This is a genomic window from Aquimarina sp. 433, from assembly GCF_054054605.1.
The window spans coordinates 513863-530440 of record NZ_JBSWZK010000002.1 but is presented as its reverse complement, the minus strand read 5'-3'; the positions used below and the strand labels follow the sequence as shown (position 1 = coordinate 530440).

Sequence of the window (16578 nt, the reverse complement as noted above, 5' to 3'; positions counted from 1 at the left end):
TTGCGAAGTAAGTAAGTTAAGCGATAATATGAAATCGATAAAGATTTTAATAGTTTTGATAACGGTAATGGGCTGTAGAAATGACAATTTTTTATTAGACAGTACACCACCATTATTTACGATTCCGCCAATACCGATAGCGCAAGTTAGTTCATTCATTCCATTTGGACAGTTTCTTACCCCTACTCAGCAAAATCCAGCGATTGAATATTTTGGTAATCAATCAGATATACCAGTGGTATCGGTTTCAGAGGGAATTGTAGTAGATGTTAGAAGAAACCCAACTATTGATGATTTTGAAATATGGATAAAACCAAGTAATAATGCTACTTGGCTTATTATATATGATCACGTTGTTGAGGTTACTATTTCAAAAGGAGATCAAGTGCAAACAGGTAGTTTATTAGGAACAATTGGTCTTGGAAATAGGGTTGAACTTCAAGTTAATGATGATCAAAATATAGCACATTGTCCCTTGCAATTTGGAACTTCAAGCTTTATACAGCAACATAAGAATTTATATGAAGAATGGTGTGTTGAAGAAACTGTTATGCCATAAAAAAAACTTAAAAATAAAGGAAAAACTTAAATCGAAAATTATGAGATCTATTAAAATAACAATACTTGTTCTTCTTGTATGTCAAACTATTTTAAATGCACAAAAGATGAATTCAATAACAGTAATAGGAGAAACTAATATGCAACCTGAGATTAACGAGTATATTGTAAATGTAGAATTCAGAGAGATTGTTGGAGATAGTTACAGAAATATAAAAGGAAAAACAGTAGATGATGTAGCTAAAGAATTTGCAGCTTCATTAAGTAAAGTAAATATCGATTTTAGTCGTTTTGAAGAGGATGAGCTGTATCGGATTACATCATATAGCTATAACACATCTAGGTTTTATTTTTATAAAACTACCTCTTTAGATGAAGTAAAATTGGTTTTGAGTCAGAGTATGGAAGGCGTTACAAATACAAAAGTTGATATTATATCTAAAGAAATGGCCCATGAAGAAATGGGGAAACTGAGTAAAGATGCTATTGATGATGCCAGAAATGCAGCCACTAAAATTGCTGAGAATATTGGGGGAAACATTGGAGAGATTATTAAAATTGAAAACCATAATAACAAGCAGAAATATTTTAATTCGATGGCAATAAAAACACCAATAAAGTATTATGTTACGGTAACTTTTTCTCTTAAATGATATTTTTAGCTATATATCAAAAAATGAAGTTGATCAAGGTTCTAGCGTGCGTTTTTTGCTTATCATTTCTTTTTATTCAGTGTGAAAACAAAAAATCTAAAAGAGAGCCTAAAAAGAATATAGTGCTATCAACTTCAAAGGAGGTTAATTTAAAAGATACCCTAAAGATTGGATATACATATTGGTGGCCACAAAGTGGTCCGTTTATTGGAAATTGTGGTGAAAAATATAGCTTGGTTTTTTTAGGGACAGTGGATAAGATCTATAATAAAACAGAACAACCTCACTACACAGCTCGGAAAGGAGTAATAAGAGTGGATGAGGTTCTTACTTCTATAGAGTCCACAAACAGCTCGTATCAAGAGCAAAACTATATCATATCAGATTGTTTTGCTGATGTAGATGTTAAAGAAGGAGATAGTGTTATTGTATTTTGTTATGAGTATGAAGGAAATTATAGTACTCCTGGCGGAAAATCTATACTTAAAATTGAAGATAACAATGACCCTATTGTGGTTTCTATAAAAGAATATATCAAGTCTGAGCAAAACCCTTTGACCATAGAAAAAGATATTCCGTTGTGGAAGAAATATCAATTAGATACTGCTTTAAAACAGTTGATTTCTTGTAGAGAATCATATCAATAATATCTTAGGGATTTACCCTTAAAAACGTCCGAATTTATTGAATTTCAAATATTTCGGACATCCTTAAAACAACACCTAATTAAGTTTGTGCCATTAACTTTAAATACTTTTTTAAAATGAAAGCAATGAAAAATTTAATGGGATGTGTATTAGTTATATTACTATCTGCAAGTGTTATTTCTTGTGAAGGCGAAGATGGGGCTGTAGGGCCACAAGGTGAACAGGGACCACAAGGAGAACAAGGTGATCAAGGGCCGCAAGGCGATCAAGGAGATACAGGAACGGCAAATGTTATTTACTCAGACTGGATTGCTAGAGACTTTGTGTTAGATGGTGCTCAACAATCAAATTTTCAAGGATTAGATGTACTTAGCAGTTCAGAATTTAATCTTGCATCTGATGTGGTATTAGTATACGGAAGAAATGGAAATGATACTGATTATGAGATATATCAATTACCTTATTTATTGGCATCTCAAAATGAATATTATCTATTGAGGCTATTGGATACTACAGGTGGAGCTTCATTACAAGTCGAAGCTAGTACAACTGACAGCGGCACTAATCTATTTACATTCTTCAATGATTTTAGATATATAATTATTCCTGGAGGACAAACAGCAGGAAGGTCAGCTCAAGATTTTGAGAAAATGTCATACGAGGAAATAACTGCTCTTTTTGATATAAAATAAACAAAAAGATTATGATACAAAATTTCCTAAAGTTCAACTTTGGGGAATTTTGTATTATCTCTAAGACCATCCGAACAAACTGTATTTCCTTTTTATGAATTAAACACCAAAAAAAGAAGAAGATGATAATTTACGGAAGCAAATCAGTACACCTAAAATCAGAAAGATCAGAAATTTCCGTTTGTCCAAATTGCGGAACACAAGGATCTTTAGTTTTAAGTGTTTATAGAAGACATGCGCATATTTTCTGGATTCCATTATTCCCAATAGGAAAAAAGGGATTGTCTCAGTGTCAACATTGTAAAAATGTTCTTTATACCAAAGAAATGCCTTTGTCAATAAGAAAAGAGTATAATCTATTAAAAAATAAAGCAAAAGGCCCACTGTGGCAATATGCAGGTTTAGGCATATTAATAATTACAATTGTTTGCGCCGCGATATCAGTACAACTAGAAAGTTAGTACCTTAGTGTCTAAAATATTTGGTTATGACACTTACGATGGGTATTCCAGCATTACTTTTTCCTGCAATTTCTCTCACGATGCTAGCGTATAATGCTAGGTATCTTGCAATCGCAGCATTGATAAGACAATTGCATAAGGAATATTTAGATTCCAGATCTAAGAATACAGGATTACAGATTAAGAATTTACGAAAGCGATTATGGCTGATAAGAAATATGCAAGCCATAGCAATTATTAGCTTTCTTACGAGTGTAATTACAATGTTTTTGTTATATGTTGAGAAAAACAGTTTAGCAAATTTAATATTTGGCATCAGTCTTTTTGCACTTATGATTTCACTTTTTTTATCTTTTATAGAAGTGCAAATTTCCACCAAAGCATTATCAATAAGGTTAGACAGAATAGAGGAAAATAACTAGAAATTCTTATCTTGTTAGACATATTTGTTTTAACCAACCTCGCATGCTCCAGAATGAACTTTTTAATAACGTAATGCAAGATTTCAATACGGGTTATTGGCAATTGCTGAAGGATCCGTATAGAGAAAATTGGTCGGATAAATTTTATGAAGTTTTAGGGTATTCCAAGGAAGATGTGAAGTCTGATTTTGATTATTTTATATCGAAACTTATTCACGAAGAAGATGTAGCTTTATTTAGAGACAATTTTCTTAACTACAGAAATAATAACACCAATTTTAAACAGCACATTAAGATTCGTAACAAAAATGGACAGTATCTATTTTTTCGATGTGCTACGAATGACGAATTACCTGTGAACATAAAAGCAGGGGTACAGTTTTTATTTTTTTTCGAAACTAACATAGAGCCTGACCGAACGATAAAAAAGGATAACTTTTATTATAAAGAGACTGCACAGATGACTTCTACAGGGAGTTGGTATGTGGATTTTCAGAAAAGAGAAAGTTACTGGGATTTTGAGACCTATCGTATTTTAGAATACCCAGAAGATTATAAACCATCTTTAAAAGATTCTGCGGATTATTATACCGAAGATCATAGACAATTAGCGGCGGATTGTTTTTTTAATTGCGCTATGATGGGAACTCCTTTTAATACAGAAATAAAAATGGTCACTGCTAATAAAAGAGAGTTTTGGGCAAGAGCAATCGGGAAACCAATTTACAATGAAGGGAAAGAAATAATTGGTATTCGAGGTGTTTTTCAGGATATAGATGAAATCAAAAGAAAGGAAATAAGTTTACAGAAATCGGTAGATATTATAGCCGCTCAGAATTCTAGACTCTTTAACTTCGCGCATATTGTTTCTCATAATCTTAGATCTCATACAAGCAACTTATCATTATTAGTTCAACTCATAGAAGATATAGAAGACCCTAAAGAGAAAGAAGGGCTCATTAAGGAAGTAAAGACAATTTCTGATAATCTAAATACTACTATAGAACACCTAAATGAGGTGGTTACGATACAAACAAACAATAAACAAGAACGAGTTGCTGTATACTTTAATGAGGCACTAAAGTTAGTAGTTAATGGAATTAGTCATATGATTAGTAACAGTAATTGCCAGATTCGACCAGATTTTACCGAAGTTGAACAAATAAATTACATACCAGCGTATTTAGAAAGTATTTTGCTGAATTTGATTACTAACGCAATAAAGTATAAGCATCCAGAACGTGATCCTGTGATTGTTATTAAAACATATAACGAGAATGGAAACGCGTACTTAAAAGTTTCTGATAACGGAAGAGGGATTGATTTGACTCTTTTTAAGGATAAAGTATTTGGTATGTACAAGACGTTCCACTATAATAAAGATGCAGTGGGTATTGGGTTGTTTATGACCAAAAATCAAGTAGAATCTTTGGATGGAACTATCACAGTTGATAGTGAGGTAAATGAAGGAACGACATTTACTATAAAATTTTAAAACACACAATTCTTATAAAATGGGCGATAAAATAGGAATAGCATGTATCATCGATGATGATAGTGTCTATGTAAATTTGGTAAAACGAATAATTGAAGCAAAACACCTTTGCAAAAACTTATTAGTTTTTGAGAATGGCAAAGAAGCATTAAGCTATTTTGAAGCTATCTTAAGTAATATGGATGAGGAAAATCTTCCAGAAATAATTTTTCTTGATCTTAATATGCCAGTAATGGATGGATGGCAGTTTTTAGAACAATTTTGTGGGATAAAGAATAAGTTTGGTAAAGTGATCACCCTGTATATTGTGAGTTCTTCTATCAATCCAGTGGATATTAATAAAGCAAAAGAAATCAAAGGCGTAAAAGATTACTTAATTAAACCCATAACTATAGAAGATCTGGAAGGTATTTTTAATGCTTCAGCCTAAAATAAAACGACTTCTGAATTATAATCATCAGAAGTCGTTTTTTGTTTCTTTCTATAGCAAAGAGGTTCTTTTACATAAGTGATACTCTTAAGGTATTTACCATTCCTTTTTCTATTACAGGCATGGCTGCTAGATTGATAAGCATATCGCCTTTTTCTACAAAACCTCGTTCTAATGCTAAATTATTAACGTCATGAACTGTTTCGTCAGTACTTACATATTTATCATAATAAAATGCTTTAACGCCCCAAAGAAGACTTAGTTGTGATAATATTCTTCTATTACTGGTAAATACTAAAATATGAGCTCCTGGTCTCCAGGCAGAAATCTGAAAAGCGGTATAACCACTATTAGTTAATGTACAGATAGCTTTGGCGTTAATATCGTTGGCCATATGTGCTGCATGGTAACAAATAGATTTAGTAATGAATCGATTAGTTCTTATATGAGGAGGATCCTGAGGAACCTGAATAAGCTCAGAGTTTTCTACACTATTAATTATTTTAGTCATAGTAGCGATAACTTGTACAGGATATTTACCTACCGAAGTCTCTCCGGATAACATAACTGCATCAGCGCCATCCATTACCGAGTTGGCAACATCATTTACTTCTGCACGAGTTGGGGTTAAACTATCGATCATGGTCTCCATCATCTGCGTTGCTATAATAACAGGTATCCTAGCCGTCTTAGCTCTAAGCACTAACTTTTTCTGAATTAAAGGAACCTCTTGAGCAGGAATTTCTACACCTAGATCTCCTCTGGCAACCATAAGACCATCGCAATAAGCAACAATCTTATCTATATTTTCTACACCTTCAGGTTTTTCGATTTTTGCAACGATAGGAATCTTATGTTCGCTGTGTTCCTTAATAAGATCTTGTAATTCTATAAGATCCTGAGCATGTCTAACAAATGATAATGCAATCCAATCTACTTCTAGACTACAGGCAAAAATTGCATCTTTTACGTCCTTTTCTGTAAGCGCAGGTAAAGAGATATTCGTATTAGGTAAGTTAACTCCTTTTTTAGACTTTAAAGGACCTCCCTGAATTACTTTTGCCTTTATTGTATCCTTATTATTAGAAGAAACAACTTCAAAAATTAATTTACCGTCATCTAATAAAATTCTTTCTCCGGATTTTACATCTTTTGGAAAGTTCGCGTAGTTCATATAAACGCTGTCGGAAGTTCCTTCAAAAGGTTCTCCAGTAACAAAATTTATATGATCTCCATCATTAACAATAATATCACCTTTCATGACACCAACTCGTAATTTTGGACCTTGTAGATCTGCTAAAATAGCAGCATTAAACCCATGTTTGGCATTTAAGTCACGAATCATTTTTACTCGCTCTTTTACATCTTCATAATCAGCATGCGAAAAGTTGATTCTAAAAACGTTTACACCAGCTTCTAGCATTTTTTTTAGTACATCTTTCGTGCTTGTAGCGGGTCCAAGCGTTGCCACTATCTTAGTTTTTTTGGAGTTTGGCATTATTCAAATATTAAGTTGTTCTTTGATTTTAGTTGAGTATAATCCACAGCGTAAGCAGTTACAATTTGTGGAATAGTAAGTAGATTTTCTATGAGAGCTTTACTTGAAAATTGGGAAGTTTCAGCTTCTACCTTTAAAAAGTAATCTACATTTTTTAGTTCAGGAATTAGATATTCTGTAATAGCTCTTTCTGAAGCAGTCGATGCAAATAAGCCTTCAGCTGCTATCGTATCGGACTTAATTTTTGTTTTAAATTTATTTCCCAACAGACTATACATATTATATCTAAATTGATCATGATACTGAAACATCGGAAAACTTGCCGTATGTGTCTCATGTTCAAAATTTATATCTTCTTTTTTTCTGAAAAGTCGTAAGTCTAGATGCTTATTTAAAATAAAAGCTAATCTGTAGGTAGCTATCGAACTATGAACGGCAATAAGCTCATAATCATCATCAATAACATCGTCTAAAACCAGCCTTTGGATTGCCATTAGAATTTACATTTTTCCAAAATTATCGAGAAATATACAAATAAAATCTCCTTAGAAGTTTAATAAAAGATAAAGATATTATACGAAAACGATTGAGTTAGTATCTTTTAGGATTCTACACCTCAAACTTGCTATAAAATGAGAATTTAATAGTCTATTAACAGCTTAATAAAACAGAAATTAAAGAAAAGTTAGATTTTATGGGAAATTGATTTTTGACTGAAATGCGAAATAAGCTCTCTTGGATGCTTTTTCTTCAGCTTTTTTCTTTGAAGTTGCTCTGGCTTTTGCTACTACTTTATCGTCTATCCAGAGTTTTACCGCAAAATGTTTCATTTCGTCTTTTCCAGTATCTTCATAGATTTCATAGTTAAAATTCTTTTTAACTTTTTGACACCATTCTATAAGTAAACTTTTGTAACTAATTATTTGTCCTTCTAAACTTTCTATGTCAACATATGGATTAATAACGGATTCATGTATAAAACGTTCACAATAAACAAATCCTCGATCGAGATAAATGGCGCCAATTAAAGCTTCGAAGAGATTACCGTGGATATTAATACCAAATTGAGATTTTGGAATATTAGTACGAACAAGATCTATTAACTTAAGATCTTTGCCTAGTTCATTCAGGTGTTTCCTACTTACTACTTTAGCGCGCATTTTGGTAAGATATCCTTCGTTTCCTTCTGGAACCTCCTTAAATAAATGGGCAGCAATAACACTACTTAGCATAGCGTCACCAAGGAATTCTAAACGCTCATAGTTTATTGCATTTCCCTTTTTGTCTTTAAGATTTAAAGACCTGTGAGTAAAAGCCTTTTCGTAAGGCCCAATGCTTTTTGGTTTAAAACCCAATATGTTTTGGATTTTAGAAAAAAAATTCCCGTTCTTGTCAGAGCGGGAATTTAGTATGTTGCGAATAACACTCATTATTATTCGTCTAATTTTTTAAATAACACACATGCGTTATGACCTCCGAAACCAAAAGTATTACTCATAGCGTATGTAATGTCACGCTTTTGAGCTTTGTTTAAGGTCAAATTCAACGTAGGATCTATATTTTCATCCACAGTAGTGTGATTGATGGTTGGAGGCACCAAACTATTTTGCATAGCAAGTATAGAAGCAATTGCTTCGATAGCACCTGCAGCACCTAGTAGATGTCCAGTCATAGATTTTGTTGAATTTATATTAATGTTCTGTGCGTGATCACCAAATACTTTAGTAATTGCTTTTAATTCTGCAACATCACCTAATGGTGTGGATGTTCCATGAGTGTTTATAGCATCTACTTGTTCCGGTTGAACACCTGCATCTCTCAAACAATTGAGCATTACACGCTCTACTCCTATTCCATCAGGATGAGGAGCTGTCATATGATATGCATCACTAGACATACCACCACCTACAACTTCTGCATAGATTTTAGCACCTCTTGCTTTTGCATGTTCATATTCTTCAAGAATTAAAGCACCACCACCTTCTCCTAATACAAAACCATCTCTGGTTGCATCAAAAGGTCTGGAAGCAGACTCTGGACTTTCATTTCTTGTAGAAAGTGCGTGCATCGCATTAAATCCTCCCATACCAGCAATTGTTACAGCTGCTTCACTTCCTCCTGTAACAATGATATCACAATGCCCCAAACGAATATAGTTTAAAGCATCTATCATTGAATTTGCAGATGAAGCGCAGGCTGAAACCGTAGTATAGTTTGGTCCCATAAAACCATTTCGTATAGAAATATGTCCTGGAGCTATATCGGCGATCATTTTTGGAATAAAGAAAGGATTGAAACGAGGAGTTCCATTTCCATTAGCATATCCAATAACTTCTTCTTGAAAAGTTTCTAATCCACCTATACCAGCACCCCAGATAACACCCACTCTGAATTTATCAACCTTCTCAAGGTCGATAGCAGCATCTTTTATAGCTTCTTCAGAAGCGACAATAGCATACTGCGCAAATTTATCTAATTTGCGTGCGTCTTTTCTATCAAAATAGTCTGTGGGATTGTAATTTTTGACTTCGCAAGCAAATTTAGTCTTGAAATTTTCAGTATCAAAATAAGTAATAGGAGCGCATCCGCTTTTACCGTTTGCTAAACCATCCCAATACTCCGAAATATTGTTACCGATGGGCGTTAATGCCCCTAGTCCTGTGACTACAACTCGCTTAAGATTCATATAATGTTGTGAAGTTATTTACTTTGCGTCTTCAATATAAGATATTGCTTGACCAACTGTTGCAATGTTTTCAGCTTGATCATCTGGAATTTGAATATCGAATTCTTTTTCGAATTCCATAATCAACTCTACAGTGTCTAACGAATCAGCGCCTAGGTCATTTGTGAAGCTAGCCTCAGTTACAACCTCATTTTCGTCTACTCCTAATTTGTCAACGATTATCGCTTTTACTCTTGATGCAATGTCTGACATAATGTTTAATTTTAATTTTTTAATTAGGTCGCAAAAATAAAAAACTTTATTTTAAAACCCCATAATCCTCTAAAAATGTATTTGTAATTTATCAAATATATGGAAGTATTGGCTTTTTGCTGCCTAAAAATGGATAATAATTATTTTTTTTGTGCTCTCTAAACTAACACTCTATTGCTATGAAGCGTATCATAATTTTTGCTTCCGGTTCCGGTACCAATGCCGAAAATATTATTAAGTACTTTCAAGAACGCAAGAATGCAGAGGTAACACATGTGTTCTCTAACAACCTGCGTGCCAAAGTTTTAAAACGAGCTCATGACCTTAAAGTAAAGGCGTTACACTTTGACAAAGAGTCATTTTATGGTTCTAATGATGTATTAAATGTGCTAAAAGATGCCGAACCAGATATCATTGTCTTGGCAGGTTTTTTATGGATATTTCCTAAAAAGATCATTGATGTTTTCCCAGATAAAGTGATTAATATCCATCCCGCATTACTTCCAAAATACGGAGGAAAAGGGATGTATGGAAACCATGTACACGAAGCGGTTATTAGAAACAGGGAAAAAGAGAGTGGTATTACCATTCATTTTGTAAATGAACACTACGATGAGGGTGGAATTATTTTTCAGGCAGAAACTGCTATAAGCGAAAAAGATACTGCTGAGGATTTGGCAAAGGCTATCCATACTTTAGAATATAAATACTTTCCTGTCGTTATAGAAAAGGTTTTAGGTTTAAGAGATGAAATCTGATAATCAGTTTTAATTTAAAAGTATATTTATAGTTATTAGAAACATGGCCAAAAAGGAAAAGTTTTATGTCGTTTGGGAAGGACACAAGCCTGGAATTTATAACAAATGGGATGATTGTAAAGCTGCCGTAAAAGGATATGCAAATGCGAAATATAAATCTTTTGAATCTTTTGACCTGGCCAAAAAAGCGTACAATGGAAATTATGAGGATTATAGAGGAAAGAGCAAACCAAAATCTTCTTTAACTCCAGAACAATTATCAAAAATTGGAGAGCCTAATTTATATTCTATTGCGGTTGACGCAGCTTCAAGCGGGAATCCTGGTAAAATGGAATACAGAGGTGTAGATACTCAGACAGAAAAACAGCTTTTTCATCAAGGCCCTTTTCCTCAGGGGACAAATAACATAGGTGAGTTTTTGGCGTTAGTGCACGGTCTTGCATACCTTAAAAAGAAAGGGAGTGATCGGATTTTATATACGGATTCTAAAATAGCGATGGGTTGGGTAAAACAAAAAACCTGCAAGACCAAACTAAAGAGAAGTTCTAAAAATAAGCAAATGTTTGATTTAGTTGATCGGGCGATCATATGGCTTAAAGAAAACACGTATACAACCAAAATTGTTAAATGGGAAACAAAAGCTTGGGGTGAGATTCCAGCAGATTTTGGAAGGAAATAAACTCCTATTTAACGTACTTTAACAAGACCCTTTTGTAATTCAATTTATTTTTTTTCTACTAAATCATTATCGAGTATTGAACCTAATGACTTAGAAATGAAAAAAATAAATATCAAAAATATATCTTTCTTTTTACTCATTTTGATTCCGCTAACCATATGGAGTCAGGATGGATGGAGTCTTTCTAAGGATAGTGAAGGAATAAAAATATGGGTTAGAAATTATGAAGATAGCCGATATAAAGAATATAAAGCGATAACATCTATTAAAACTTCCTTGGACAAGGTAATACAAGAGTTGTTAACAGCTCCACGGTATAATCACAACTGCGAAGATGGAGTTAGTCATTTGGTTAAGGTATCTGACAATAAAGACTATATTTTTTATGTAAAGAATGATTTTCCTTGGCCTATAACGGATAGGGACGTGGTTTCTAAATTAAAATTGAATAAGATTTCTAATAATAAAGTAGAATTAAGCATTAGATCTGCATCAACAGAGGTTCCAGAGGTGAAAAATACACTTAGAGTGCAGGAATTGGTTGGACATTGGCTATTAGAAGAGAAAAATGGTTATGTTCAAGTCACTCAACAACTTTATGTAAATCCTGAAGGTACTTTACCTTCCTTTATTACGAATTCATTATTAGTACTTGGACCTTTTAGAACTTTTAAAAATCTTAGAAGTACCTTAGAAAATCTAAATTCTTGAAGAATCAACGTTTAAATTAGAATTACATTTCGAACGTAAACTTGATATAAAAAAAAGCTCTAGATCTGTATCTAGAGCTTTTGTATGAATTATTTTTTATTTATTAAGCACCGCAAGGTCCTAGATTACTCCATCCAGTGCTAGTTCTTTGATAAAGAGTTCCGTTATAAGTTACTTGGTCACCAACAGAATATGATGTGTTTCCGTTATAAGGAGCTACACCGTCACAAGGATCCGAGCTACCACATTCACCAAGATTACTCCACCCAGTACTAGTTCTTTGGTAAAGTGTACCGTTATAAGTTACTTTATCTCCTGTAGCATATGAAGTGTTTCCGTTATAAGGAGCTACACCTGCGCAGATATCTCCAGAATCTGGAAATGGATAAATTGTTCCAATAAATGCCTTATCAGTTGCAGATAACTGTGTGTTAGATCCAACTGCAACTCTATCTAGAGTATGTTCTGCAGGAATTGGATAATGCATAATTGATAATGGATCATATTCGCTATAATTACTGATACTAGCATCATAACGTCTAAAAAGATTGTTGTCTACTTGTGCTTGCGACCAATAATTAGGAGCACCAGCATAATATGCATATACAGCATCTTTATCCCAGTTAATTCCAGCAACTGGGTTTTGGTGTTCATGGATTAAACCTAAAGCATGACCAAACTCATGAATAGTTGTTCTTCTAAATTCGGTATCAGTAGTATTGTCGTTAAACCATCCAAAGTGCATACTATGTGCATAACTATTAGAATCTGTTCCTAGGTATGACCAAGAACCAGCTTCATCGGCATATTGCCCTTCTCTAAAAGCAATTTTTATATTGGCACTTCCAGAGGTAACCCATTGGAATTTTAAATTAGCGTACTTTTCCCATTCAACCGCATACTGTCTTACTTTGGATTGTACAAAACTATTTCCATTTAAGAATTTTACACGGATAGTTTGTCCAGGTTCCCATTGTTTAGCCTTTACACTTGTAGCTTTAGCACCGTTAGGAGCATCCCATTTAGCAATACATACGTGTGCAGATTTTGAAAAGTCGATTTCGTTCGTCTCTAATACATCTTCTGTGTCCTTGTCACAATTGGTTAGAGAAAAGGAGATTAGGGCAGCTAGCGCAAGTCTAGCTATCTTACTTTTTTTCATAATTATGTTGAGTTTATGTTAAAGTTATGACAAATTTAACATTATTTTAGTAGGAATCCAAGTTTTTTTGAAAGAAAAGAAGTTTTTAACATAAAATCATTATGGCATATCCACAAAAACTATTCAAAATAAATATGAGCCGCAATGTAACATAAAAAAGGTTTATACAAAGCTTTTAGTTGGATAAAAAAGGACATAATATCTAAGTAATCGTTTTAAAGTTTTTAGTAAAAAGTAAAGCGTATATTTGCAAAAAATTATTAAGCTATTTTATGAGTAAATTACTTATTGTAGGTTCCGTTGCTTTTGATGCTATTGAGACACCTTTTGGCAAAACAGATAAGATATTAGGCGGAGCTGCTCCGTACATTGCACTTTCTGCTTCCAACTTTAACATTCCATCTGCAATAGTTTCTGTGGTTGGAGAAGACTTTCCTAAGGATTATTTTAAAACATTAGAAGCGAAAAATATTGATACATCTGCAATAGAAATCGTAGAAGGAGGTAAAACTTTTTTCTGGAGTGGTAAATATCATAATGATTTGAATTCGAGAGATACATTAGAGACTCAACTAAATGTATTAGCAGATTTTCAACCAGTGGTTCCAGAAAATTATAAGGATGCGGAGATTGTAGTATTAGGAAATTTAAATCCGTTGGTACAGCTTAGTGTTTTAGAACAGTTTAAGGAGAAGCCTAAGTTGGCTATTTTAGATACTATGAATTTTTGGATGGAGGATGCTTTTATAAATGACTTGCATAAAGTTATTTCTAAAGTAGATGTTATTACCATAAATGATGAGGAAGCAAGGCAATTAAGCGGAGAGTACTCTTTGGTAAAAGCTGCAAGAGCAATAGAAAAAATGGGTCCTAAATATGTGGTGATTAAAAAAGGAGAACATGGGGCTTTATTATTTCATAAAGACCAAATTTTCTTTGCACCAGCATTGCCATTAGAAGAGGTTTTTGATCCTACAGGAGCAGGTGATACTTTTGCAGGAGGTTTTGCAGGGTATTTAACCAAAACAGGAAACCTTTCTTTCGAGAATATGAAAAATGCGATTATTCACGCATCCAATTTAGCATCGTTCTGTGTAGAGAAATTTGGAACAGAAAGAATGGAAAATTTGGAAAGGGACGAAGTTCAAAAGCGACTTAAACAATTTAAAGAGCTAACACAATTCGAAATAGAATTATCATAGTTTACAATAAATAGCCCTTTTCGATTTTAGTGAGGGCTTTTTTTAATTAATGATTTATTTAGAGCAAACCTACTACAACACAACAATAGAATTTTTGGAATACAATGAGTGATGCCTTAAAACATGAATGCGGAATAGCATTTATAAGATTACTGAAACCATTAGAGTATTATAAGGAGAAATATGGTAGTGCATTTTACGGAGTTAATAAAATGTACCTCATGATGGAAAAACAGCATAATCGCGGACAAGATGGTGCTGGTTTTGCAAGTATTAAATTAGACAGACCGCCTGGAGAAAGATATATAAGTAGAGTTCGATCAAGTGCTTCCCAGCCTATTCAGGATATTTTTTCACAGATTAATGATCGAATTAACAAAGAGCTTGTAGAGCATCCGGAGTATACGGATAATGTTGATTTACAAAAAAAGAACATACCATATATAGGAGAAGTTCTCTTAGGGCATGTGCGTTATGGGACTTTTGGTAAAAATAGTGTAGAAAGTGTGCACCCTTTTTTAAGGCAAAATAATTGGATGCATCGTAATCTTATCGTCGCAGGTAATTTTAATATGACAAATAATAATGTCTTATTTGAAAATCTGGTGAGATTAGGGCAGCATCCTAAGGATCATGTGGATACCGTAACAGTAATGGAAAAAATTGGTCACTTTTTGGATTCTGAAGTTGCCAAGTTATATAAAAAGCTTAAGAAAGAAGGATACAGTAAGGTAGATGCTTCTCCACAAATCGTAGAGCGATTAAACGTTGCTAAAATTTTAAAGAAATCTTCTAAAGATTGGGATGGAGGGTATGCTATGGCAGGAATGTTAGGTCATGGAGATGCATTTGTTCTTAGAGACCCAGCAGGAATTAGACCCGCTTATTATTATCAAGATGATGAAGTAGTCGTGGTAGCTTCCGAGCGACCTGTTATTCAAACAGTATTTAATGTTCCTTTTGATCAGGTAATCGAATTAGACCCTGGTAAGGCAATTATAGTTAAGAAAAATGGAAAAACATCTATAAGTAAAATTATGGATCCGTTAGAAAGAAAAGCTTGTTCTTTCGAACGTATTTATTTTTCTAGAGGTAGTGACGCAGAAATATATAAAGAACGAAAGAATCTTGGTAAGCTTATTATGCCACAGGTATTAAAAGAAATAGACCATGATACCGTAAATACTGTATTTTCTTTTATTCCAAATACTGCCGAAACTTCATTCTACGGAATGGTAGAAGCAGCCCAAGATGAACTTAATAAACAAAAGAACGAGACGATTCTTGCAGAAAAAGATTCGCTCACTGATGAACGTTTATCCGAAATACTATCTGCAAGATTAAGAACCGAGAAATTGGCAATAAAAGATGCTAAGCTCAGAACCTTTATTACTGAGGATAGTAGTAGAGACGATTTAGTTGCACACGTATATGATGTTACATATGGGGTGGTAAAGTCGGAAGATAATTTGGTGATTATAGATGACAGTATAGTTAGAGGAACGACGCTTAAAAAGAGTATTATTAAAATGCTTGATAGGTTAAATCCGAAAAAGATTATAGTTGTATCCTCGGCACCACAAATACGCTATCCAGACTGTTATGGAATAGATATGGCCAGACTAGAAGGTTTAATTGCTTTTAAGGCTTCTTTAGAGTTATTAAAAGAGAATGGCAATTATAGCTTAGTAGAAGAAGTTTATAAAAAGTGTAAAGCACAAGAAAACTTAGCAGATGAAAAAGTTCATAATTTTGTAAAAGAAATATATGAAGGGTTCACAGATCAGGAAATAAGTGATAAAATTGCAGAACTTTTAAGTGATGAGACTGTTGGCGCAGAAATAAAAATTATCTATCAAACCGTGGACAACCTTCATAAGGCATGTCCTAAAAACCTTGGCGATTGGTACTTTACTGGAGATTATCCTACTGCAGGAGGGAATCGAGTTGTAAATAAGGCATTTATAAACTTTTTCGAAGGAAAAGATGAAAGAGCTTATTAAAAAATAAAATATCTTGTTGTTAAAATCAGTTAATTTGTGTATTTCAACAAGTATTTTGGCTTTTCATCTAAAACATTTTTCCACATTGAAATAACGCTTTATATTAGCAGAGCCATAGCATAAGTAGGTTAAGTTCATGGTAGATTTGGGGCAAAAAAAGGTGGACTTTCCACCTTTTTTTATTTTAGAACATTTTGTAAAAATTGATATATAAAAAAAGAGTCATAACATTATTATGACTCTTTTTGTTTTGTAGTATATATTAGATA

General features: G+C 33.4%; 19 protein-coding genes. 13 read left to right on the top strand and 6 right to left on the bottom strand.

Annotation, left to right across the window (positions count from 1 at the left end; all coding sequences use genetic code 11):
- Positions 1–28 precede the first annotated feature (28 nt).
- The 8 genes from ACWNT5_RS06395 to ACWNT5_RS06360 all read left to right on the top strand — a co-directional run bounded on the left by ACWNT5_RS06395 (position 29) and on the right by ACWNT5_RS06360 (position 5358).
- The gene (locus ACWNT5_RS06395) at positions 29–559 is read left to right on the top strand and encodes a peptidoglycan DD-metalloendopeptidase family protein (RefSeq protein ID WP_456516911.1); all 531 of its coding nucleotides are present in this window, start codon (positions 29–31) and stop codon (positions 557–559) included.
- Between the two features lie 106 nt (positions 560–665).
- Positions 666–1211 carry an SIMPL domain-containing protein gene (locus ACWNT5_RS06390; protein WP_456516910.1) on the top strand — a complete coding sequence of 182 codons (546 nt, stop codon included), beginning with the start codon at positions 666–668 and terminating at the stop codon, positions 1209–1211.
- Positions 1212–1333: 122 nt separating this feature from the next.
- A complete protein-coding gene (locus tag ACWNT5_RS06385; protein WP_456516909.1) occupies positions 1334–1858 on the top strand; it encodes a hypothetical protein in 525 nt (174 codons plus the stop codon).
- A 125-nt stretch (positions 1859–1983) separates the two neighbouring features.
- Positions 1984–2550, top strand: a complete 567-nt coding sequence (locus ACWNT5_RS06380) for a hypothetical protein (protein WP_299609847.1) — start codon at positions 1984–1986, stop codon at positions 2548–2550.
- 122 nt (positions 2551–2672) lie between these two features.
- Complete coding sequence (locus ACWNT5_RS06375) at positions 2673–3011, top strand: zinc-ribbon domain-containing protein (protein ID WP_299609850.1); 339 nt, start codon at positions 2673–2675, stop codon at positions 3009–3011.
- 26 nt (positions 3012–3037) lie between these two features.
- Positions 3038–3433 (top strand): DUF2721 domain-containing protein, encoded by a 396-nt coding sequence (locus ACWNT5_RS06370; RefSeq protein ID WP_299609852.1) that lies wholly within the window; start codon positions 3038–3040, stop codon positions 3431–3433.
- Positions 3434–3476: 43 nt separating this feature from the next.
- Complete coding sequence (locus tag ACWNT5_RS06365; protein WP_299609855.1) at positions 3477–4928, top strand: PAS domain-containing sensor histidine kinase; 1452 nt, start codon at positions 3477–3479, stop codon at positions 4926–4928.
- Between the two features lie 19 nt (positions 4929–4947).
- Positions 4948–5358 (top strand): response regulator, encoded by a 411-nt coding sequence (locus ACWNT5_RS06360; RefSeq protein ID WP_299609858.1) that lies wholly within the window; start codon positions 4948–4950, stop codon positions 5356–5358.
- A 70-nt stretch (positions 5359–5428) separates the two neighbouring features.
- On the opposite strand, the gene pyk is transcribed toward ACWNT5_RS06360, so the two are convergent.
- From pyk to ACWNT5_RS06335, 5 genes are all read right to left on the bottom strand, one after another.
- On the bottom strand, positions 5429–6856 hold the full coding sequence (pyk, locus tag ACWNT5_RS06355; protein WP_299609859.1) for a pyruvate kinase: 1428 nt from the start codon (positions 6854–6856) through the stop codon (positions 5429–5431).
- The gene (locus ACWNT5_RS06350) at positions 6856–7350 is read right to left on the bottom strand and encodes an IPExxxVDY family protein (protein ID WP_299609862.1); all 495 of its coding nucleotides are present in this window, start codon (positions 7348–7350) and stop codon (positions 6856–6858) included. The genes pyk and ACWNT5_RS06350 overlap by 1 nt, the downstream gene beginning before the upstream one ends.
- Before the next feature lie 198 nt (positions 7351–7548).
- Positions 7549–8286 (bottom strand): ribonuclease III, encoded by a 738-nt coding sequence (gene rnc, locus ACWNT5_RS06345; RefSeq protein ID WP_299609863.1) that lies wholly within the window; start codon positions 8284–8286, stop codon positions 7549–7551.
- A gap of 2 nt (positions 8287–8288) precedes the next feature.
- Positions 8289–9542 carry a beta-ketoacyl-ACP synthase II gene (gene fabF / locus ACWNT5_RS06340; RefSeq protein WP_299609865.1) on the bottom strand — a complete coding sequence of 418 codons (1254 nt, stop codon included), beginning with the start codon at positions 9540–9542 and terminating at the stop codon, positions 8289–8291.
- A gap of 18 nt (positions 9543–9560) precedes the next feature.
- The gene (locus tag ACWNT5_RS06335) at positions 9561–9794 is read right to left on the bottom strand and encodes an acyl carrier protein (protein WP_027394586.1); all 234 of its coding nucleotides are present in this window, start codon (positions 9792–9794) and stop codon (positions 9561–9563) included.
- A 179-nt stretch (positions 9795–9973) separates the two neighbouring features.
- On the opposite strand from ACWNT5_RS06335, the gene purN reads away from it, so the two are divergent.
- From purN to ACWNT5_RS06320, 3 genes are all read left to right on the top strand, one after another.
- The gene (purN, locus tag ACWNT5_RS06330) at positions 9974–10552 is read left to right on the top strand and encodes a phosphoribosylglycinamide formyltransferase (RefSeq protein ID WP_299609867.1); all 579 of its coding nucleotides are present in this window, start codon (positions 9974–9976) and stop codon (positions 10550–10552) included.
- Positions 10553–10595: 43 nt separating this feature from the next.
- Positions 10596–11231, top strand: coding sequence for a ribonuclease H family protein (locus tag ACWNT5_RS06325; protein ID WP_299609868.1), 636 nt, complete (start codon positions 10596–10598; stop codon positions 11229–11231).
- Between the two features lie 96 nt (positions 11232–11327).
- A complete protein-coding gene (locus tag ACWNT5_RS06320; RefSeq protein WP_299609870.1) occupies positions 11328–11942 on the top strand; it encodes an START domain-containing protein in 615 nt (204 codons plus the stop codon).
- A 103-nt stretch (positions 11943–12045) separates the two neighbouring features.
- On the opposite strand, the gene ACWNT5_RS06315 is transcribed toward ACWNT5_RS06320, so the two are convergent.
- A complete protein-coding gene (locus ACWNT5_RS06315; protein ID WP_299609871.1) occupies positions 12046–13104 on the bottom strand; it encodes a carbohydrate-binding protein in 1059 nt (352 codons plus the stop codon).
- Positions 13105–13376: 272 nt separating this feature from the next.
- Here ACWNT5_RS06315 and ACWNT5_RS06310 point away from each other — a divergent pair, with 272 nt between their 5' ends.
- Positions 13377–14306, top strand: a complete 930-nt coding sequence (locus ACWNT5_RS06310; protein ID WP_299609874.1) for a PfkB family carbohydrate kinase — start codon at positions 13377–13379, stop codon at positions 14304–14306.
- A gap of 104 nt (positions 14307–14410) precedes the next feature.
- The gene (locus ACWNT5_RS06305) at positions 14411–16309 is read left to right on the top strand and encodes an amidophosphoribosyltransferase (protein WP_299609876.1); all 1899 of its coding nucleotides are present in this window, start codon (positions 14411–14413) and stop codon (positions 16307–16309) included.
- The last annotated feature ends 269 nt before the right edge of the window (positions 16310–16578 follow it).

Excerpts from the sequence above, each read along its gene's own strand:
- ACWNT5_RS06395 (WP_456516911.1), top strand. The coding sequence starts at position 29 with ATGAAATCGATAAAGATTTTAATAGTTTTGATAACGGTAATGGGCTGT.
- ACWNT5_RS06390 (WP_456516910.1), top strand. The coding sequence starts at position 666 with ATGAATTCAATAACAGTAATAGGAGAAACTAATATGCAACCTGAGATT.
- ACWNT5_RS06380 (WP_299609847.1), top strand. The coding sequence starts at position 1,984 with ATGAAAAATTTAATGGGATGTGTATTAGTTATATTACTATCTGCAAGT.
- ACWNT5_RS06375 (WP_299609850.1), top strand. The coding sequence starts at position 2,673 with ATGATAATTTACGGAAGCAAATCAGTACACCTAAAATCAGAAAGATCA.
- ACWNT5_RS06370 (WP_299609852.1), top strand. The coding sequence starts at position 3,038 with ATGACACTTACGATGGGTATTCCAGCATTACTTTTTCCTGCAATTTCT.
- ACWNT5_RS06365 (WP_299609855.1), top strand. The coding sequence starts at position 3,477 with ATGCTCCAGAATGAACTTTTTAATAACGTAATGCAAGATTTCAATACG.
- ACWNT5_RS06360 (WP_299609858.1), top strand. The coding sequence starts at position 4,948 with ATGGGCGATAAAATAGGAATAGCATGTATCATCGATGATGATAGTGTC.
- pyk (WP_299609859.1), bottom strand. The coding sequence starts at position 6,856 with ATGCCAAACTCCAAAAAAACTAAGATAGTGGCAACGCTTGGACCCGCT.
- ACWNT5_RS06350 (WP_299609862.1), bottom strand. The coding sequence starts at position 7,350 with ATGGCAATCCAAAGGCTGGTTTTAGACGATGTTATTGATGATGATTAT.
- rnc (WP_299609863.1), bottom strand. The coding sequence starts at position 8,286 with ATGAGTGTTATTCGCAACATACTAAATTCCCGCTCTGACAAGAACGGG.
- fabF (WP_299609865.1), bottom strand. The coding sequence starts at position 9,542 with ATGAATCTTAAGCGAGTTGTAGTCACAGGACTAGGGGCATTAACGCCC.
- ACWNT5_RS06335 (WP_027394586.1), bottom strand. The coding sequence starts at position 9,794 with ATGTCAGACATTGCATCAAGAGTAAAAGCGATAATCGTTGACAAATTA.
- purN (WP_299609867.1), top strand. The coding sequence starts at position 9,974 with ATGAAGCGTATCATAATTTTTGCTTCCGGTTCCGGTACCAATGCCGAA.
- ACWNT5_RS06325 (WP_299609868.1), top strand. The coding sequence starts at position 10,596 with ATGGCCAAAAAGGAAAAGTTTTATGTCGTTTGGGAAGGACACAAGCCT.
- ACWNT5_RS06320 (WP_299609870.1), top strand. The coding sequence starts at position 11,328 with ATGAAAAAAATAAATATCAAAAATATATCTTTCTTTTTACTCATTTTG.
- ACWNT5_RS06315 (WP_299609871.1), bottom strand. The coding sequence starts at position 13,104 with ATGAAAAAAAGTAAGATAGCTAGACTTGCGCTAGCTGCCCTAATCTCC.
- ACWNT5_RS06310 (WP_299609874.1), top strand. The coding sequence starts at position 13,377 with ATGAGTAAATTACTTATTGTAGGTTCCGTTGCTTTTGATGCTATTGAG.
- ACWNT5_RS06305 (WP_299609876.1), top strand. The coding sequence starts at position 14,411 with ATGAGTGATGCCTTAAAACATGAATGCGGAATAGCATTTATAAGATTA.